Origin of the sequence: Bacillus sp. FSL R9-9410, assembly GCF_038050385.1 — a bacterium.
GTDB classification, from domain to species: Bacteria; Bacillota; Bacilli; order Bacillales; family Bacillaceae_G; genus Bacillus_A; species Bacillus_A cereus_U.
Genome location: NZ_JBBOTV010000001.1, coordinates 1,332,245 through 1,352,220, shown reverse-complemented (window position 1 = coordinate 1,352,220; position 19,976 = coordinate 1,332,245). Strand labels below are relative to the sequence as shown.

Below are 19,976 nucleotides of genomic sequence, written 5' to 3'. Positions count from 1 at the left end.
AACTATAGAGTGTACGTTGTCCAACAAAATTCCGCACATACGAGAGGGGTTTATAAAACTATGCGCTACGTTATCGTAACAGGAACTTCACAAGGTTTAGGCGAGGCAATTGCCACGCAATTGTTAGAAGAAAATACAACGGTCATCTCTATTTCTAGAAGAGAGAATAAAGAGCTTACAAAACTCGCAGAGCAAAACAGCAGCAATTGTATTTTCCATTCCGTAGATCTTCAAGATGTACATAATTTAGAAACTCGCTTTAACGAAATCTTTTCATCTATTGAAGAAGACACTGTCTCATCTATTCATTTAATTAATAATGCAGGCACAGTTGCACCAATAAAACCCATCGAAAAATCAGAAAGTGATTTATTGATTACGAACGTTCAAATTAATTTAATTGCACCGATGATCCTTACTTCCGCTTTCATGAAACATACGAAAGACTGGAAAGTAGATAAACGCGTTATAAATATTTCATCTGGCGCAGGAAAAAATCCTTATTTCGGATGGGGAGCTTATTGTACAACGAAAGCCGGTGTAAATATGTTTACACAGTGCGTAGCTACTGAAGAAGTGGAGAAAGAATATCCTGTAAAAACTGTCGCTTTCGCACCCGGTGTTGTTGATACAAATATGCAAGCACAAATTCGTGAAACAAATAAGGAAGACTTTATTAACTTAGATCGATTCACCGCATTAAAAGAAGAAGGAAAGCTACTGTCACCTGAATATGTTGCGAAAGCTATTCGTAACTTACTAGAAACTGAGAATTTCCCGCAGGGTGAAGTAATTCGAATTGATGAATAACAAAGAGGCACGCTATAATAGCGTGCCTTTTCATTCTATTTCTCTAAAAATATGAGTACAGACTCCATCATCTTCTCATAACCAATCTCTTGATAAATTTTATTTGATGTTGGATTTGCCAGGTCCGTATATAATGTCGTTGTTTTGTAGCCTTCATCTAACATACGTTGACTAAGTGCAGCGACACAACTAGATGCGTACCCTTTTTTCCGAGCTTCTTTCGGTGTATATACGAAATTAACTGTTATATTGTTTGTAGTCGGTCTCGTTTTTGAAGCTACAGAAACAATCTTCCCGTCTACTTCTAAACCAAATAGACGATGATTAGTAATTAATGTATGAGCAGTTTGTTTCGCTTCTTCTTTCGTAGTAGGAAGCTTCACATCTTCGCAAAATTGATATATCCACTGCTCTATTAATGTTAGCTCATCACTACTTACTTCTCGAAAGATTCCATCTCCGTTCCACTTTTTCTTTACTTGTTTTAATTCATATATACCTTGCTCCATTGCAACATTAGTTTTCTTATTCTCTAACACTGCAATCTCTTCCGCTAATTTCTGTACGATTTTTTTATTACCAATCAATCCAGGAATATTTGGATATACTTTCGTTAACTCTTTTGCAAGTTCCTTAATAGCTACTGCCGAAATCTCAGACGTAGCAACAATTATTTGTTTCTTTTCTTCTGTTTGAAGAAATACAGCTGCAATTTCTTCCTCTTGTTTTGCTACTCCTATAAATATCGGTTCTTGGACCATTTGTAATACACCTAATATGAGATTATTTTCCTGCTCATTCTTCTCTAAAAATGGTGTAACCTCTTCTGTAAAATTAAGAATCTCTTCATATACATGTAATTGAATCATCGACAATCTCTTCCCTCGATTTATATTTAAATTAAGTATTGGCGATTAATTCATTAAATCCTTCTTTTACGATTCAATAATATTTGAAACTAATGTGTTCAAATCATTTTCAGCATGTAACACTCTCTTCTTTTCCTTCTCAAATAGCTCTTCTTCTTTTCGAAACGATTCTTTACGTTTATTAATCATACGCTCCATCTCTTTTTTACTCGGTCCACCATATACATTTCTTTTTTGAATAAAAGCTTCTGGCGATATAATTTCTTTCCACTCTTCTTCTAATAAATTTACTTTCAAATTTTCTTGTAAGTATACATTTATGTCTTTGAAATTTAATTCATGTAACTCCTTTTTCTGCTGCAATGACATATTCGCAATCGCACTTGCTGCATGATGTGCATGCCGAAATGGTATTTCATAGTTTTTTGTTAAAACATCTGCGAAATCTGTAATCGTAATCGCGTGTTTATATGAACGATTTTTTAACGTTTCCTCTTCTACTTTCATCGTTCGAATAACTGCGTTCATAATACAAAAAACACGAATCGCCTTTTCGATTCCTTTATATAAATACGGCTGCAAGTCATCCTCCGTATCGACAATATCGCCAAATGGTGTATTATGAATCATTTGAAATACAGTAAATGCTTCCCCTAAAGCACTACTCGTAATAGCACGGGCATGTTCAATTGAAACAGGATTTCGTTTTTGCGGCATAATACTACTTATTTGTACATATGGCTTCGCTACAGTAATCCCATCATATTCTTTCGTCGCTAATAGTAAAAAATCATGAATCCACCTACTCGTGTTCGTCATAATAATCATTAGTAACGAGCTAACTTCTAATAAATAATCCGCTCCAGCAACAGCATCATATGAGTTCTCAATTACATTTGTAAACCCAAGTAACTGTGCCACTCGTTTTCTCTTAATTGGGAAGCTTGTTGTAGAAAGGGCAGCTGCCCCCATTGGAGAATGATTTACAAGATGATACGCTTTTTTCATTCTTTCTAAATCTCGTTGCATCGTATCATAAATTGCCAAAACATAATGACCAAATGTTGTCGGCTGCGCCGGTTGTGTATGTGTATAAGCGGGCATAATTGTTTCCATATGTTCACCCGCAAGCTCCAGCATACTTTCTTGCAGCAATAAATGATGTTCCATTAACCGCAATACAAATTGCCGCAAACTCATGCGATACATCGTTACACCCATATCATTTCTACTTCTACCGATATGCATATTACTTACAAATTCACACTTTGCTTCTTGAGAAAGTAAATGTTCAACTAAGAAAAAAAGATCTTCATGTTGCTCTGTATATAGCAACTGCTCCTTTGGAATCCCCTCTACTTTTTTAAGTGCTGTTAATATAACTTTCGCTTCTTCTCTTTTCATTAACTTTTCTTCAGTTAACATAATAATATGTGCCCTATGCACTTGAAACATATCTTTCAATAAATAATTACGCTGAAAATCAAATACATGCTGTAATACACAATCTACATATGTTTTCCCAGGGAAATCAGCGCCTTCATTCTTAATAAACTCTTCTTTACTCTGTTTCATCACCTTTTCCCCTTTCGCCTAAGTGTTACTACCCATCATACCCAGGGATGGTGAAAAAGTGCTTGTATATAAAAATAAACTCGGCGCTCATAGCACCGAGTTTATTTAATAAAAGTCGCATCATACTTATCACTTTGCAACACTTGGAAATGTAGATTTGCTAAATGTTTACGTATTTCAGCACTATCATCTTCATTTAAATTATTTGCCAAGAAAACAATTTCTGTACAGTTTCCGCGTTTATCCATTGCATAAACTGCTTTTGTTACCGTCCATGGTGTATAACCATTCTTTTGCCCGGCATGCCTGAATGTTTTACGATATTTCTTTGCACTCATATCTGTTTCAACGATATTCGCCCACACTTTTTCTTCCGCTTCTGTAAGGCCACCTTGATGATTTGCCTTTTGAAGCAGTACCATATAATCGTTAGCGGAAGCAGCCGGTAATCTATCCGACCAAATTTTGTCGTAACGTTCTTCTAAATACAGAGGAATTTCCTTCTGTAATAATGGTCCCTTCTTTTTTAAGCGCTCATGAATAATCATAGCATATTCACGATATTGCGCTTGAGACATTTCTTTTAACTTTTTCTCTATTTTATATTTTGGAACATGTAATTCTTTATGCAAATATCCCGGAATGTATAAAGATGAAACGATCGGAAATAGCGGTTGATGTGCAGGAAGCGCTAAACTTTGTAAATTCCGATTAATATTGTCTAATCCTAATACCTCCATTAAATATTCAGTATTTGCATTAGAACTAAACTTAACCATTCCTTTTGCAACTTCTTCTAAAGAAACCGCTCCTTCAGTTATCTTTTCTTTTTTTTGTAAATAATTTTGCCATCTATCTTGTGCACCACCATCTGTATTCGGCACATAATAACGATTCACATCATTAATTGAAACGAAACTAGACGGATCGATTTTCCCCTCTGTAACTTGTTTCGTATATTCAAGCGCCACAATTAACTTCATCGTACTAGCAACTGGCAATACAACATCTGGATTTACAGAATACACAACTTTATCATTTCTCTTTACTAGAAGAGCGCTATTTTTTTCATTTTTATGCTCTTCAATAAAGGATGCGATGTACTGCGCATCATCATTATTTGAACTCCACACCTTTTTCACTAAAAAGTTACCCGATATCAGCAAAACAAAAATACCCACAATCACTGCGCATACTATAGTTTTTTTCAAGTGAAATTCCTCTCCTATTGTGTAACTCTTCTCTATTTATCTCTTAAAAACAAAATAATGGAGATGATTATTTAAATAATCATCTCCATTATTTTAACTTGTATGTTCCTATTATGTCTACGTCATAATTTTCACAAAATCCTCAAGAAACTTTTTATAATGTAATGACCAACCAATTTTCACCCAATTTTTCAACGCTTTCGAATCAGGCTGAGGACGAAAATCAGCGATACTTTCTCCTTTTGCAACTCCAACTGTATCTACATCCACACGGCGATAAACATAATCTAAAAGAGATGGATTTGCCGCTACCATCATCGTTACTACATCATGCACTGGGCTCCCTGTTATTTTAGGATTCAGATTTTTATAAGCTTTATAATAATAATTGAAAATCGGTTCTATTAATTTCTTAAAATTCGTTTTAGAATGTTTCGTAATATATTTCACCATCTCCGGTGTAATAATCGCTTCTGATGTAACGTTAAGCGGTATTAATGTCACATTTTTTGCATTTTGCATAACTAATTGTGATGCAATTGGGTCTCCATGAAAATTGGCCTCCGCGACTGGCGTAACGTTTCCAGGCATTAAAAAAGCACCGCCCATTATATAATATTCCTTCACATACTTCATCATCGGTTTCTCCAAAATAAATGCCGTCGCTAACGTTGTTGATCGGCCGGCATCAACAATAATTAGTTCCCCTTTATATTTTTCAATGATATCGAAAAATGCACAAAAAGATTTAATATTGGGAGAAAAAGTTTTTGGAGGCTTAATAGGTCCCAAACCATCTGCCCCATGAATTTCCGGATAATATGTTGTAACGTCCCCTGATAAAGGAATTTTCGCTCCATTAATAACAGGTATATCCTCACGGCCTGCTATTTGCAATAAATACGCCGCATTACTCGTCGCCTTTTCCTGCGTTACATTCCCATATCCCGTTACTACTCCAACAATATCAATATCAGGATGCAACAATCCATACATAATTGCTAAAGAGTCATCAATTCCTGGGTCTCCTAAAAATAATATTTTTTTCATAGACCTCAACTCCATCCCATCAATTGTTATTACTTTATGAATGTATGGTGGAATACAGACTGAAAAAGAAATTTTTTGTTATATACATAAAAAAACGTAGAAACCTCATATTTAGAAGTCCCTACGTTTTTCTATTTTATTATGCTACTTTTTTCATTTTAACCATACTACCAATTATATAAGCAATAAATGCAAAGCAAATCGGGAAAACAACTGTATGTATACCGAATGGATTAGGATAGCAAAGGTGAATAAACATATAGGAACCTACTCCGACTAAAATAGATGCGAGAGCTCCAGTTGCATTTCCTTTTTTCCAATATAAACCTAACACAATCGGCCAAATGAACGCTGCTTCTAAACCACCGAAAGAAAATAAATTTAACCAAATTAAAAAGTCTGGCGGCTTAATAGCGGCAGCATATACGAGTAATCCTACGACACCAGTAATCAATAGGCTACCTTTCCTTATCGTACTATCCGCGGCATCTTCATTTATGTAGTTCACATATATATCCTTAATGATTGAAGAACTTACAAGTAATAATAATGAGTTCACAGTAGACATTATCGCTGCCATTGGGGCAGCTAAGAAAACTCCAGCTAACCAAGGTGGCAACACTTCCATCGCGAGTAGCGGCATTACTTTATCTGGTACCGTTATGCCTGGAAGGACTACTCTTGCAAACACACCTGTTAAATGCATACCAATCATAATTGTACCGACGACAACCGTTCCAATAATTAATGCTTGGTGCATAGCCTTTGAATTTTTATAAGACATAGCACGCACACTAATTTGCGGTAATCCAACGACACCAATTCCAATTAAAATCCAAAATGATGTGACATATGATTTCGTTAAACTTCCATCCGCTCCGAACGGCGTTATTAAATTCGGATTAATTTGAATAAGTTCCTGCATAATCTTTTCAACTCCGCCACCAGCAATGATAGTAGCAATTAAAATGATTGTTGTTCCGACTAACATAATGATTCCTAATAACGTATCTGATAAAGCGACTGCACGAAATCCACCAATTAACACATACACAAGTACAGAAAATGTAAATAAAAATAGTGCCGTTGTGTAGGAAAGTCCTGTTAGCGACTCAATTAATCGTCCGCCGCCAACCCACTGGGCTACTGTTGCTGAGAACAAAAAGATTATAATACATAACGCAGAAAGAACAACTACCGCTTTATTATTGTATCTACCCTTTAAATAATCAATAAGCGTAATTGCTTCCATCTTCCTAGCGATAATAGCAAATTTTTTACCAATAACCGTTAAAACGATATATCCTGTTACAACTTGAATCGCTGATAACAGCACCCATCCAAGACCCATATTGTAAGCAATACCAGGCCCGCCGATAAAGCTACTTGCACTACCGTACGTAGCAATCATCGTCATAGCTAATAATAAGCCACCTAGTTCACGCCCACCAAGAAAATATTCTTGTAAAAATTTATTATTAGCGGTTGCTTGTACACGTCTTGATGCATATACACCAATTAAAAACACAACGATAAAAGAAATTATCATTGGGATTATTACATACCAATTCATCTATCATTCCTCACTTTTTTCTTCCTCATCGAGTAAAATATCTTGAAATAAAAAACGAACAACTAAAATAAGCAAAATAACCATTACGATAAATCCAACAATACAGCTATAAAAAAACCATGCTGGAAAACCTAATACATATGTATATTCACTCGGATCCTTACTTCCAAGTCCATAAGCAAATCCATACCATATTATAAAATTAATAATAGCTAATCCAAGACCAATTAACGCTTCTCTATGGGCAACTCGAAAGCGCGGATCATCATGATAATTCTTCATTTTCTCCCTCCTCTCACGATGTATAATTGTACCACTGTTTTTCTAGTTTTTCCTACTAGAAAACAAAAACGCGCAGGATTTTTTGTAATTATATAGAATACAATGTTTCATTACATATTTTTTACAATTGTAATGAAAATGAAATTTGAATTTTCAGCATTTATTATTTATGATTTTAAGTAGAGGCTTTTCATCTAGTTCCCACATCCTTGATTTCGGAATAAACGCCGTCTCGTACTGCGTTTAAATTATATTTTCAAGGGGGTTATACAATGAGTCAACTAGCTGTAAATCTTCATGAAAAGGTAGAGAAATTTCTTCAAGGCACAAAGAAACTATATGTGAACGGAGCGTTCATCGAAAGCGCTTCCGGTAAAACGTTTAAAACGCCTAACCCAGCAACTGGTGAAACACTCGCTATCGTTGCTGAAGCTGGTCGCGAAGACATTCATAAAGCTGTGGTAGCTGCTCGAATGGCTTTCGATGAAGGTCCTTGGTCACGCATGAGCACCGCTGAACGAAGCCGTCTTATGTACAAGCTTGCTGATTTGATGGAAGAACATAAAGAAGAGCTGGCACAGCTCGAAACTTTAGATAACGGAAAACCAATCCGCGAAACTTCAGCAGCAGACGTTCCTCTTGCAATTGAACATATGCGCTATTATGCTGGATGGGCTACAAAAATCGTTGGACAAACAATCCCTGTTTCTGGTGAATATTTTAACTATACACGCCATGAAGCTGTTGGTGTTGTCGGTCAAATTATCCCATGGAACTTCCCACTTCTTATGGCAATGTGGAAAATGGGTGCAGCCCTTGCAACAGGATGTACAATCGTTTTAAAACCTGCAGAACAAACTCCACTATCCGCTCTATACTTAGCTGAATTAATTGAAGAAGCTGGATTCCCGAAAGGCGTTGTTAACATCGTTCCTGGATTCGGCGAAACAGCTGGACAAGCTCTCGTTAATCATCCACTCGTAGATAAAATTGCATTTACAGGCTCTACTCCAGTCGGCAAACAAATTATGAGACAAGCATCTGAATCGTTAAAACGCGTTACATTAGAGCTTGGTGGTAAGTCGCCAAACATTATTTTACCAGATGCTGACTTATCTCGAGCGATTCCTGCTGCCCTTTCTGGTGTTATGTTTAACCAAGGACAAGTGTGCTGTGCTGGGTCACGCTTATTTATTCCGAAGAAAATGTACGATAATGTCATGGCTGATCTCGTTCTATATTCAAAAAAATTAAATCAAGGTGCTGGTCTAAATCCAGAAACCACAATCGGACCTCTCGTTTCTGAAGAACAACAAAAACGTGTAATGGGTTATATTGAAAAAGGAATTGCAGAAGGTGCTGAAGTACTTTGCGGAGGAAACAAACCATTCGATCAAGGTTACTTCGTTTCTCCTACAATATTCGCTGATGTAAATGATGAGATGACAATCGCTAAAGAAGAAATTTTCGGTCCAGTTATTTCCGCATTACCGTTTAACGATATTGATGAAGTAATTGATCGTGCGAACAAATCACAATTCGGCTTAGCGGCTGGTGTATGGACAGAGAACGTAAAAACGGCACATTATATCGCAAGCAAAGTACGTGCAGGTACAGTATGGGTAAACTGTTATAACGTCTTTGATGCAGCATCTCCATTTGGAGGGTTTAAACAATCTGGTCTTGGCCGCGAAATGGGATCTTACGCGCTGAACAACTATACAGAAGTGAAGAGCGTTTGGATTAACTTAAATTAACGAGAAAGAACCTGACCGAGTAGGTCAGGTTCTTTTCATTATGTATTCACTTACACTTGCAACCCGCCGCTCACATTTAATACCTCTCCTGTAATGTAAGACGCATACTCTGATGCTAAAAAGGCAGCTGCGTTTGCAATATCTTCCGGTGTTCCGATTCTTCCAACTGGAATCGCTCCAACCATTTTCTCTTTTACTTTATCCGGTATTGTTTTTGTCATATCAGTATCCATAAATCCTGGACAAATCGCATTACACGTAATACCAAAACTTCCAACCTCTTTCGCTGCTGTTTTTGTTAAGCCTACAACCCCTGCCTTTGTAGCCGCATAATTTGCTTGTCCAATATTTCCTTCCCTACTAATAGAAGAAATATTAATAATCCGTCCATACTGTTGTTGTCTCATATAAAGAAGTGCTGGCTGCATACAATAAAAAACGCCAGTTAAGTTCACTTGTAATACTTGTTCCCAAGCAGACTTCTCCATCTTATGTAACATTGCATCTTTTGTAATCCCAGCGTTATTCACTAAAATATGTAATGTACCAAATTTTTGCACCGCATATTCAATTAACGACTTCGCTTCATTTTGATTACTCACATCACATCGATATAAACTCACATCATACCCTTCATCTGATAATTCACGTGTCGTTTCTTGTAGCTTCTCTTCATTTACATCACTAATTAATACTTTGGCCCCTAGTTTTGCAAAAACTCGTGCGATTTCTTTTCCAATCCCCTGTGCAGCACCCGTTACAACAGCTGTTTTCCCATTCAACAAGTCCATCTCTATCCCCCATTTCTATTAGTTATATTGTATATTTCGGCTCTATGCTTTCCAAATCCTCTTTGTATAAAAAAGTCTATTTGTGTCAAACTAACTTTGCAACGCCGCATAAAACACAAGGAGATTGTGTCGAATGAAAAAAAAGAATGTAAATCGAAACAAAGCTGCCGATGGCATTGATGTTGAGTTCGCTCGCGAACTCGCTGACCACAATGACTTAGAAGCAAACGCACGTGCAAATGCCGCTGATGCACGTCAAAAACGCCAATCAACAGAAAAATAAGGCACTACAACGTTCCTTATTCTTTTCAACAGGGACCTACTACCCATCAAAATAAACCGAGAGTATCTCTCGGTTTATTTTCTATATTTCTTTACATAGTGCGCTAAAGCAAGTAACGGATATATATGCCCATAACTATGGTAGCGAATATAAAAGCCACCCGGTAACCCTGTACCAGTAGGATATTTTTCATTCATAGTAGACTGCGCGAGCAAATATGAAATTCCTTTTCGAATAATCGGTGTTTCTTGATCGTAGTAAGAAATAAGTGCATCAAGTGCCCACGCTGTTTGTGACGGCGTGCTAAAGGGTAAAGAAATAAATTTTTTCTCTACACTACTTTGACAGGATTCTCCCCACCCTCCGTCTTCATGCTGCAAATGCTCGAGCCATGAAGCTGCTTTTTTCAACGATGGATGAGTAGAAGGCACTTCTAATGCACGTAAGCCTGTCATCGTTGCCCATGTCCCGTATATATAACATATCCCCCATTTTCCATACCATGATCCATTCTGTTCCTGTACATCCATTAACCATTTGATAGCTTTCTTTTTTTGCTCTTTAGGCAATTCATTCGGTGCATACGTTCCGAATAATTCTAACACCCTACCTGTAATATCTGGTGTGGACGGATCGGTTATCATATCACTCGCATTTTCAATCGGCAAATTCGATAGTAACTTGCTCGTTACCCCTCGTTCAAAAGCTCCCCAGCCTCCATCATTGTTTTGCAATCCTTTTATCCATTCCACGCCTCTTCCCCACGCATCATCTACTCTATCATTCCCTCTACTTCGCGCTAACGCTCTAAGGGCAGCTGTAGTATCGTCTATATCAGGGATCGTCGTATTAACATCTGAAAATCCCCAACCGCCAGCTACAAGTGATGATGCATGTACGCTCCAATCTACCTTTTTAGTTTGTTGTTTTTGCAATAAATACTCTGTCGCCCTTTGAATCATCTTATTTTCATTTGTAACTTTAGCTTCTTGCAATGAATAGCTAAGTAAAGCGGTATCCCATACGGTAGAAGGAGAATTTTGCAAATGACTTCCTCTGTCCATCTTCCATATATAAGATTTTAATCCTGTCACAGCTTTCTCAATAATTGGAGACTGAATAGAGTGCCCTAATGCAAGCAAAGCATAAATCATATAAAACGTAGCACTGGCGTAACTATATAATGTTCCATTTTCATCTATACGCTCCTTCATAAAGCGCTCTACTTCTTCGTATCCTTTATGATGTAACGATAATGGATACGATATTACCTTTTTTACATCACCTACAAACGATTGAAACAGCGGAGACCGCTCCTCTCGAAACCATTGTCCACCTTCGCCTGCAATATGATTTAAATTTGGCAATAACTTTTTCTCTACACGGAATCTCTTATTCATACAAATCATCATTGGAATTAAATGTATACGTGCTGAGCTGCTTAGCCCAAATATACTGAGGGGGGAGTCATCTTGTAAAAATAAGATTGGCGTTGGAAAGTGAAAAAGCGCAGGAAATTCATATTCTCCATGAATCGCTAATAAAAATTTCGTCATAAAATGAGCACGAGAAACTCCCCCGTGTTCCTTAATAAACATTTCAGCTCGCCTCATATGCATATCTTCTTTCGAATATTTTTCCGAAGCAAGTAAAGCAGCATATGCTTGAATCGTCGCGGATAAATTCCCTTCCTTTTCATCTTCATATAATTTCCAAGTCCCTTCATTTGTTTGAAGAGATGCTAACCTTTTCACAAACGGTTCTATTTCGTCATTTCGCCCTAATAATTTGAGTAAAAAAATCATATGACAATCCGTTAGCAAAGCTCCTTCAAAACAAAATGACCACGTTCCGTCTTGCCTTTGCATCGTTTGAAGTGCAGTCGTTCTCCGCTCTATCTCCTCATGCACTTTGTCATATAGTAGCACACCACTCACCTACCCTTTCTAAGTCCGTATACGATATTCGAAAACTTAGCTAAATATGTATGAAAGCAAAGAAAAGCAGAATGTGTATTACACACATTCTGCTTACAAACAATACCCAACCCCGACAACAATTCCTAATAGTGCACCAACAACAACTTGATACGGTGTATGTCCAACGAGCTCATTTAACTTTTTATATTCTGTTTGTCTACCATGAAAAAAATCATTCAATATTTTCGCTTGCTTACTAACCGCAAGCCTTACTCCTGAAGCATCGTACATAACAATAATGGCAAAAATAGCGGCAACCGCAAATATTGGACTCTCCACACCTTCCACCACTCCGACACCTGTAGCAAGTGCAGTAACAGTCGAAGCATGCGAACTTGGCATTCCACCTGAAGCAAAGAACTTAGCAAAATCAAACTCGCCTGTTTTTATTAATTTAAAAACGACTTTCGTTAACTGTGCTAAAAACCAAGAAATTATAGCTGCTATAAGTGGATCATTATGTAAAATTGTTTCCATGTTTTTCAGCTCCTCACTGACTATAATGGAATTTCTATATAATATAAGTATAAAGAAAAATGCGTAGAAAATACTACGCATTATGATACTTTTGCTGATTTATTTTTAATAAATTTTGGTTGCTTCTGTAGTAGAAACTTTGTTTTCGCCATTGAAAAGACAAATAAAGCAATCCATATACAGAAAAACGCAATCATATGAGTAGATGTGAAATGTTCACCAAAAACGAACACACCTAAAATTAAACTAATAGTCGGCGCGATGTATTGTAAAAATCCTATCATATAGAGCGGAATAAGTTGTGCTCCTTTAGCAAAATAAAAGAGTGGTAACGCTGTAACAATACCTGCCCCTATTAAAAGAAACGTTGATATTGCCGAAATAGAACCGAACGAACCAAAGCCATGAACTCCTGTCATAAACAAATATATAAGTGCAAATGGCGTCACTAACATCGTTTCCATCGTAAGCCCAATTGTTGCATCATAATTTAATAATTTTTTCGTTAATCCATATAATCCAAATGAAAAAGCAAGTGAAAGAGAAACCCATGGAATTGATCCGAAACGTATCGTTAAAATAACAACGCCCAATCCAGCTAAACCAACCGCAACATATTGCCAAAAATTAAGCTTCTCTTTTAAAACAACTGTACCAAGTAAAATACTTATAAGTGGATTAATATAATACCCAAGACTTGCTTCGATTACATGGTTATGATTTACGGCCCATATGTATACAAACCAGTTTCCACTAATAAGTACCGAAGCAATTGTTAATGACATTAATAATTTAGGTCGTTTAAAAAGGGCCACTAACTCCCCACCAAACTGACGAAACCTCTTCGTTACTCCTAAAACTAACAACATAAAAACAAATGCCCAAACGATGCGATGCGCTAATATTTCATCTGCCGGTACTTCCTCCACCCATTTCCAATAAATCGGAAGGACTCCCCACATCGTATACGCACCCGCCGCATATATAATCCCCTGCTTTTGTTGTGCCGCCTGACTCCCCATCTTTCTTTTTCTCCTCTTCTCTTTTTTTCTTCATTATAAAGTCTCACATGCTTACTTTACCAATATTCAATCTGCATTTCTTTCGACATTCCTCTTGCAAATCCGTTATATGTATAAAAACACTCCTACTGTTATAATAACGAGCGCCGGAATACCGAAGACAAATTTACTTTTATGTGTCTTATGATGAAACATATACATACCAATCCAAGCTCCAACCGCTCCTCCAGCTGCAGCTGATAAAAACAACGTACTTTCTGGCGTTCTCCACTGCTTTTTCTTTGCTTTTCGCTTATCAAGCCCCATCATACTAAATGCTATAACGTTGATAATAATAAAATAAATCCATTTCATCTCTTTCTCTCCCTTAAAAAATTCGCTTTATGTTAACACGAAAACAAGGTGCGCACAAATAAAAATGGCTATAGGAAAAAAATAAAACTTTTTAACCTACAGCCATCATTGTAATACCTTATACTCTATTTCTAATCTTACTATGTTTTTTCGCGTATATAAAATAGATAAAAATACCTACAATAACCCAAATTGCAAAACTGATTAAAGTGGTTTTAGAAAGATTTAATGCTAAATATAAACAACTTACTATCGCAAGTATAGGTAAGAATGGAACTAACGGAGCACGGAACGGTCTTTTCAAATTAGGATGTGTCTTCCTTAATACAATGACAGCTATAGATACAAATATAAAAGCTGTTATCGTTCCCACATTCACTAAATTTGCCAACAAATTCAAGTCCAATAAACCTGCTAATACAGCCGCAAGAATACCCGTAATCCATGTATTAAAAAATGGTGTTTGATAACGTTTATGAACGCTCGAAAATCTTTTTGGTAATAATCCATCTCGGCTCATCGAGTATGATACTCGAACAAATGCGAACATAGCAACTAACAGAACTGTTGTTAAACCAGCTATCGCTCCAACTGATAATAGACCAGCAATTCTATCCTCTCCTACAATACGCAGTGCATATGCAACTGGATCAGCTACATTCAAATCTGTAAATGGAACCATTCCTGTTAACACGAATGAAACACCAACATAAAGAATTGTACAAATGCATAAAGAGACAAGTAATCCAATTGGAACGTTACGTTGGGGGCGTTTCACTTCCTCTGCTGCTGTTGCAACTGCATCGAAACCTAAAAAGGCAAAAAATACAGTAGCAGCTCCTCCAATAACACCATGGTATCCAAAAGGAAGAAACGGCTGCCAATTCTCTGGCTTTACATAGTTTGCTCCTACAATAATAAATACTAAAATAACAGCCAGTTTAATAATAACCATTATATTATTTATACGTGCACTTTCTTTCACACCACGACTTAGTAAAAATGTAACAACTAAAATAATAATAACAGCTGGCAAGTCGATAATCCCGCCATTCCCCATCCCTGGTGCAGAAGCAACGATTGCCGGAATATGAATATTAAACCCTAGTAGCAATGACTGAAAATAGGCTGACCATCCCGCCGCCACCGCAGAAGTAGCTAATAAGTACTCTAACATAACACACCAGCCAACTATAAAAGCAAAAATCTCACCTAATGTCATATACGTATACGAATACACACTTCCTGAGACCGGGACTGTAGATGCAAATTCAGCATAACAAAAGGCTACACAAGCACATACAATTGCAGCTAACATGAAAGATAATACAATTGCTGGACCAGCATGTTTCGCTGCTACAATACCTGTTAATACGAAAATGCCTGTACCAATAATTGCTCCAATTCCTAAAAGCGTTAAATCAATTGCTCCTAAAGTTTGCTGTAACACGTTTTTCTTTTCTTCATTCATTGCTTTCTTTATAAATAAACTCATTCGTAGAAACCTCTTTTTCAAAATTATCCCTTACAGAATTTATGATGCGGGAAAGCCCACGCAGGACTTTAGTCCGTCTTTAGACGTGGGATGAAAGCATCGTTTTTGCATAGCAAAACATGGTATACTTTATTTATAGTCATGCAAAAGACGTAAAAACATTTGAGAACCAACAATCTGTACGGTATGGTCACAGTACCGTAGCCCACGAACCTATATGGTCTGTTGTGGGAGTGGTGATGGCACACCGCAATCTTGCACGTCAGCGATACCAGAAATGGACTTCGCCTTTGGTAGCAAGAATCCCACTGACGTTAGTCAGCTGGCCCCTTTAGGGGTGGGAGTGTCAATCATTACAATCTTTATTACTGTTGCTATTACACATTAATAATATTCATACTTTACTTTCACTCCCTATATAAACTCCACAAATTACATGCCTAAAAATCAGAAAAATCAATCTTCTAAAAATACGCTTGTTAACAAGCATGTTTTTAGAAGATTGATTGAATTTATCACACGATTAATTATATTGTCAACAATATAATTAATTCACCCACATCGAATAATTATAAACAAAATAGTATTCCAAAATATACGATACCACTTGAAAATACTGTTAATTCCCATTTCAATACATTTTATATTATTTCGGAATTCATTTTTATACATCGTACTCAATGAAATCCCCATATACAAACACGATAAAACCAGCCGATTCGTTATATAGAAATAATTACTCATCTTGTTAGACCGATTAACTTTCCTACAAATTGCAAACAGTATTTTCACTTAGGACAATAAAAAAAGCGCAGGTGTTCATCTGCGCTTTATTCTTCCGCTTCAATTTCTGTACTATTATTATTGATATGTTCCTTTTGAGCTTCTTCTTGCAGCTCTGCTGAAATCATCGCATGATAAATTTCTGGATATAATCCAAATATTTGATATACACTTCCTAAAAACGGCATCGGAATCCCTCATTTCTAAAGTTGTATTGCCATTCTTAAGGATTCCCTTTTCACTCATTATACATTCGTTTTTGGCACTTCTTCTTCATCGGGAACATGTAATACATTTTGCCATTTTTTATAAGGCGCACTATTTGGATCCACATACCCTTTCGCATACGAACGATCCCACAATTGTTTCATAAACATCTCTTTCTCTTTCTTTGCGACCATATCTGCACCTGTTCCGTAATAGTTTTGGAAATACAGCTCAATTTCATCAAGGAATAGCCTTAACAAATCGTCAGATGTTTCTTCTAACGTCGGGTCATATTTTGCCTCACGATCATACATTAAAATCATATCTAAAATATTATGGACATGCTCTTTACGAAGCCATCTAATATCTTGAGCACCTAATACAAATGCATGTGTATATAAATGCCCACCTTGTATCATTGCCTTTTCTTGCTCTTCTTCAAACCTGGACAAGATATTTTCATAAATAAACGGATTATGAAGCAATGCTCTGTGCAACTTATAACTTTCGCTTGAAATATTTTTCCCCATCGACTGGATTAAAAAGCTACGGCCGACACCGTTATATTGATACACGAACTGTCCATCTACAGCCACTAAGCTAATCCAGCGATACATATATGCGTATAGAAGAGCACGATTACATTTATCGTAATCTAACTTCGTTTGCGTTGCATTCAAGTCTGGCATAAAGGCTGGTAAGTGCCAATATTTATCTAAATGCGGCGTCAAACTAGATTTTTTACTATTTAATTTGTTCACGCGGCGATAATACGATTGAAAATAATCACCTTTATCGTTCATAAAACCATTCGCAATATGTCCAGATGAAAGCTTAGGAAAATCTTGTAGAGATAATCCGTAATGAGCACGATAACAAATCACTTCAAATGGTGAAAACGCCTCGTTTACCGTATCTTTTTCTTTAAACATTTCTTGCAATAACTCTTCTTGCAATTCTTGTTTTAAAGATGGATGTACGCCCCAATATTGTAACTCTCTATGATGAGAAACTTTTGGAACGAACGGACTTGCTAAATGGAAAAGATCTTCAATTTTTTCACGAACATATTCATCACGATCACGTTTCTTGAAATCTGCTTCTTTTCGCAATGCTTCAACGATATTAAGCTCTAGTTTGTCACGATAGCGCACTTGAAGTTCGTCATAACAATAACTCAATATATGTTCACGGTAGAAGTCTTCCACCTTTTTCGACTGAATTTCTTCGGCTTTCGCATCACGACAATATTCCCCGTACAAGCTCATATAAATTTCGGCCGATATATCTTTCGGTAATACACCTAAATTCAAATGTTGCTGCATATCTTGCCAAATCTTTTCTTGCAATTTCTCTTCAGCTAATACGTATACATTCGTCGGGTTCGTTTTCCCCTCAAATTCCTTGCTTCGCTTTTGGATTTCAAACAATAAATTTTCACGTGTTTCATGTAAATTATCAAAGAATCTTTCCCAATATTGGATCATTTTATCAACTGCTTGGTATAGCGATTGATACACGAGTTCTAATAACATTTCTTTACGATACTCACTTAATTTGTGGACATATTGCGTTACGATATCTTCAAATTCTTTTTTGAACAAACGTTGCTGATTATAAAACATTTTCCCGACCCAGCCTTGTTGCTGGGCAATTTCAACGCGGCGAACAGCCGTTACCGTTCCATCAATATTACTCACATTAAATTTCTTATCGTAGTTTTGAATTAAATTACGCTTTTGTTCATTATTTTCATGCAATCGATTCATCTTCTCTACTAACTGCTTTCGAATTTCATACAGCATAAAACGTGCTGCGACAGGATGAACCGGATCCGTTTTCTTTAAAAACCATGTATTTAATTGATAAGACTGTCCTTCTGAGCCACTCGGTATAAAGCGGTCTGATTCGACCATGTCATATAAAAGTGTAGTCACATGCTCATGTACACGGCTCGGAATCGCATAAGCATATAAACGAACCGCATGATCAACTCTCGCTACTTCACCTTTCATTTGTTCCATCATTTTCAGTTTCGCAGCCGATATTTTACACTCATGCTGCAGGCGGTTTAATTCTTCATCTTTTTGCACTGTACGGTGTACGTAACTCTCTACAGCATCTAAAAACAATTTTGATTTTGCAACACCGACCTTACCGCCCTCTGCCCCTTCGCGCGTCTCATTGAACATTTGTCTATAAAAAATATGGGCCTGCTCTGGACGAGTAGCAAGATGCTCTAAATCTTCTAAATAACTTTTCCCGCGCTCTGGCTTTTCACGCTGCATACCGCGCTTTACATCCTGATCATATCTTTGCTTCTTCTCTTGAAACAGTTGATCTAAATGAAGCCAAGATTCATCTAAACCTTGCACCGCCCATTTTAAAGCACAGTATTTCAAAACGTGCTCATACGGATAAATGAGCTTCGCCGTTCCTGCTCCGCAATATCTCCCTTTCCCACTCGATTCTGCCAATTGCTGAATTTGATTATCTTCTTGTGCAAAATGATTTGCAGACATTGGACTGAATAACTGTAAATAAATCGTATTTGCCATTTGCTCCATATAATCCGATAAATTGTGCAAATGGTGCCCATGTAAATTTTCATAATCATATAAGAAACAATAATTGTACGGTAAATGATGCTGCTTTATCGTATGATTTGTTCTTCCATCTTCATCCACTTGATCAGGACGATATTCTAATTCAATCGTTACGCCGCCTCGTTTTGATAATTCACCAGTCGACCCGAGCGTAATAGCGTGCAACTCTTTTAACGATGCATAACCATTCGCTTGCACAGTTTCAAACTCTTTCGCACTAACCGTTCTCGTCTTAACTAAAACATCGGGCATTAAAAACGCACCGCGAATTAAAATGTTGTGATGCTGCAATTTTTTCCGGAGCATTTCACGCAAATATAATGCGATTTGTAAAAACATCCCTGAGCCTGTTCCGCCAGCTAGCGACGTTACAATAATGACACGCACACCATATTCCGTCTGATCACTTGTAACTGGAAAAATCTTCTCGATTTCTTGCCAAAACGATGTGAGTTTATCTTCTTTCATCGCTGCACGCAACGCTAAACGGGAAATGACACGTAACTGTCCCGCTCCTTCCGTTAACGGTTTATCAAGTATAGTCGGGTCCATTGGGAACCACTCTGGAATCGTTGGATCTCCCGCAATATACTCTCTCGGTGTTTTACTCGAGCTCGTTTGCGTCTTAAACTTCCGAATATGATCAAATTTACTCAATGTATTCACATCTGTATCAAATACATGCATCGCTACCTTTTTACGACGCTCCTCAGGTAATCTTTCATATATTTGATGTGTGACAGTACTACCGATTCCACCTAAGCCAATTAATATCGTTGGAACTTGTAATGTCATGTGAACCACCTTCCTATTCGTGCTTGTTTGAAAAAAAGGATAAAGAGGGCCACTCTG

17 protein-coding genes are annotated in these 19,976 nt (G+C 37.0%); 3 read left to right on the top strand and 14 right to left on the bottom strand.

The features are described from left to right. The first annotated feature begins 60 nt into the window (after positions 1–60). Complete coding sequence (locus MKX77_RS07205) at positions 61–810, top strand: (S)-benzoin forming benzil reductase (protein WP_341306155.1); 750 nt, start codon at positions 61–63, stop codon at positions 808–810. Between the two features lie 35 nt (positions 811–845). Here the strand turns inward: MKX77_RS07205 and MKX77_RS07200 are convergent, their stop codons facing one another. The 6 genes from MKX77_RS07200 to MKX77_RS07175 form a co-directional block, all read right to left on the bottom strand. Continuing rightward, positions 846–1,679, bottom strand: coding sequence for a GNAT family N-acetyltransferase (locus MKX77_RS07200; protein WP_341306154.1), 834 nt, complete (start codon positions 1,677–1,679; stop codon positions 846–848). A gap of 66 nt (positions 1,680–1,745) precedes the next feature. Then, entirely contained in the window at positions 1,746–3,254 is a 1,509-nt protein-coding gene (gene argH, locus MKX77_RS07195; protein WP_341306153.1) for an argininosuccinate lyase, read from the bottom strand. Between the two features lie 101 nt (positions 3,255–3,355). Further along, a complete protein-coding gene (locus MKX77_RS07190; protein ID WP_341306152.1) occupies positions 3,356–4,465 on the bottom strand; it encodes a serine hydrolase in 1,110 nt (369 codons plus the stop codon). A 117-nt stretch (positions 4,466–4,582) separates the two neighbouring features. After that, entirely contained in the window at positions 4,583–5,515 is a 933-nt protein-coding gene (locus MKX77_RS07185) for a nucleoside hydrolase (protein ID WP_341306151.1), read from the bottom strand. Between the two features lie 139 nt (positions 5,516–5,654). Then, entirely contained in the window at positions 5,655–7,088 is a 1,434-nt protein-coding gene (gene panF, locus MKX77_RS07180) for a sodium/pantothenate symporter (RefSeq protein ID WP_341306150.1), read from the bottom strand. 3 nt (positions 7,089–7,091) lie between these two features. Next, the gene (locus MKX77_RS07175) at positions 7,092–7,370 is read right to left on the bottom strand and encodes a YhdT family protein (protein WP_002111088.1); all 279 of its coding nucleotides are present in this window, start codon (positions 7,368–7,370) and stop codon (positions 7,092–7,094) included. Positions 7,371–7,642: 272 nt separating this feature from the next. Here MKX77_RS07175 and dhaS point away from each other — a divergent pair, with 272 nt between their 5' ends. Next, positions 7,643–9,127 carry an aldehyde dehydrogenase DhaS gene (gene dhaS, locus MKX77_RS07170; protein WP_341306149.1) on the top strand — a complete coding sequence of 495 codons (1,485 nt, stop codon included), beginning with the start codon at positions 7,643–7,645 and terminating at the stop codon, positions 9,125–9,127. Positions 9,128–9,177: 50 nt separating this feature from the next. Here the strand turns inward: dhaS and fabG are convergent, their stop codons facing one another. Beyond that, positions 9,178–9,918, bottom strand: a complete 741-nt coding sequence (gene fabG, locus MKX77_RS07165; protein WP_002111090.1) for a 3-oxoacyl-ACP reductase FabG — start codon at positions 9,916–9,918, stop codon at positions 9,178–9,180. 133 nt (positions 9,919–10,051) lie between these two features. Between fabG and MKX77_RS07160 the strand changes: the two genes are divergently transcribed. Then, positions 10,052–10,201: a YfhD family protein gene (locus tag MKX77_RS07160; protein WP_002066466.1), complete on the top strand. Its 150-nt coding sequence runs from the start codon at positions 10,052–10,054 to the stop codon at positions 10,199–10,201. A 74-nt stretch (positions 10,202–10,275) separates the two neighbouring features. Here MKX77_RS07160 and MKX77_RS07155 read toward each other — a convergent pair whose 3' ends face one another. The 7 genes from MKX77_RS07155 to MKX77_RS07125 all read right to left on the bottom strand — a co-directional run bounded on the left by MKX77_RS07155 (position 10,276) and on the right by MKX77_RS07125 (position 19,919). Next, complete coding sequence (locus MKX77_RS07155; protein ID WP_341306148.1) at positions 10,276–12,129, bottom strand: terpene cyclase/mutase family protein; 1,854 nt, start codon at positions 12,127–12,129, stop codon at positions 10,276–10,278. A 102-nt stretch (positions 12,130–12,231) separates the two neighbouring features. After that, positions 12,232–12,657 (bottom strand): divergent PAP2 family protein, encoded by a 426-nt coding sequence (locus MKX77_RS07150; protein WP_000447809.1) that lies wholly within the window; start codon positions 12,655–12,657, stop codon positions 12,232–12,234. Positions 12,658–12,737: 80 nt separating this feature from the next. Beyond that, positions 12,738–13,679: an EamA family transporter RarD gene (rarD, locus tag MKX77_RS07145; protein ID WP_341306147.1), complete on the bottom strand. Its 942-nt coding sequence runs from the start codon at positions 13,677–13,679 to the stop codon at positions 12,738–12,740. A 105-nt stretch (positions 13,680–13,784) separates the two neighbouring features. Continuing rightward, the gene (locus MKX77_RS07140; protein ID WP_002111093.1) at positions 13,785–14,033 is read right to left on the bottom strand and encodes a DUF1294 domain-containing protein; all 249 of its coding nucleotides are present in this window, start codon (positions 14,031–14,033) and stop codon (positions 13,785–13,787) included. Between the two features lie 118 nt (positions 14,034–14,151). Beyond that, on the bottom strand, positions 14,152–15,528 hold the full coding sequence (locus tag MKX77_RS07135) for an APC family permease (protein ID WP_016105811.1): 1,377 nt from the start codon (positions 15,526–15,528) through the stop codon (positions 14,152–14,154). 830 nt (positions 15,529–16,358) lie between these two features. Continuing rightward, complete coding sequence (locus MKX77_RS07130) at positions 16,359–16,499, bottom strand: hypothetical protein (RefSeq protein ID WP_002121303.1); 141 nt, start codon at positions 16,497–16,499, stop codon at positions 16,359–16,361. 57 nt (positions 16,500–16,556) lie between these two features. Continuing rightward, on the bottom strand, positions 16,557–19,919 hold the full coding sequence (locus tag MKX77_RS07125) for a tubulin-like doman-containing protein (protein WP_078174157.1): 3,363 nt from the start codon (positions 19,917–19,919) through the stop codon (positions 16,557–16,559). Positions 19,920–19,976: the final 57 nt, after the last annotated feature.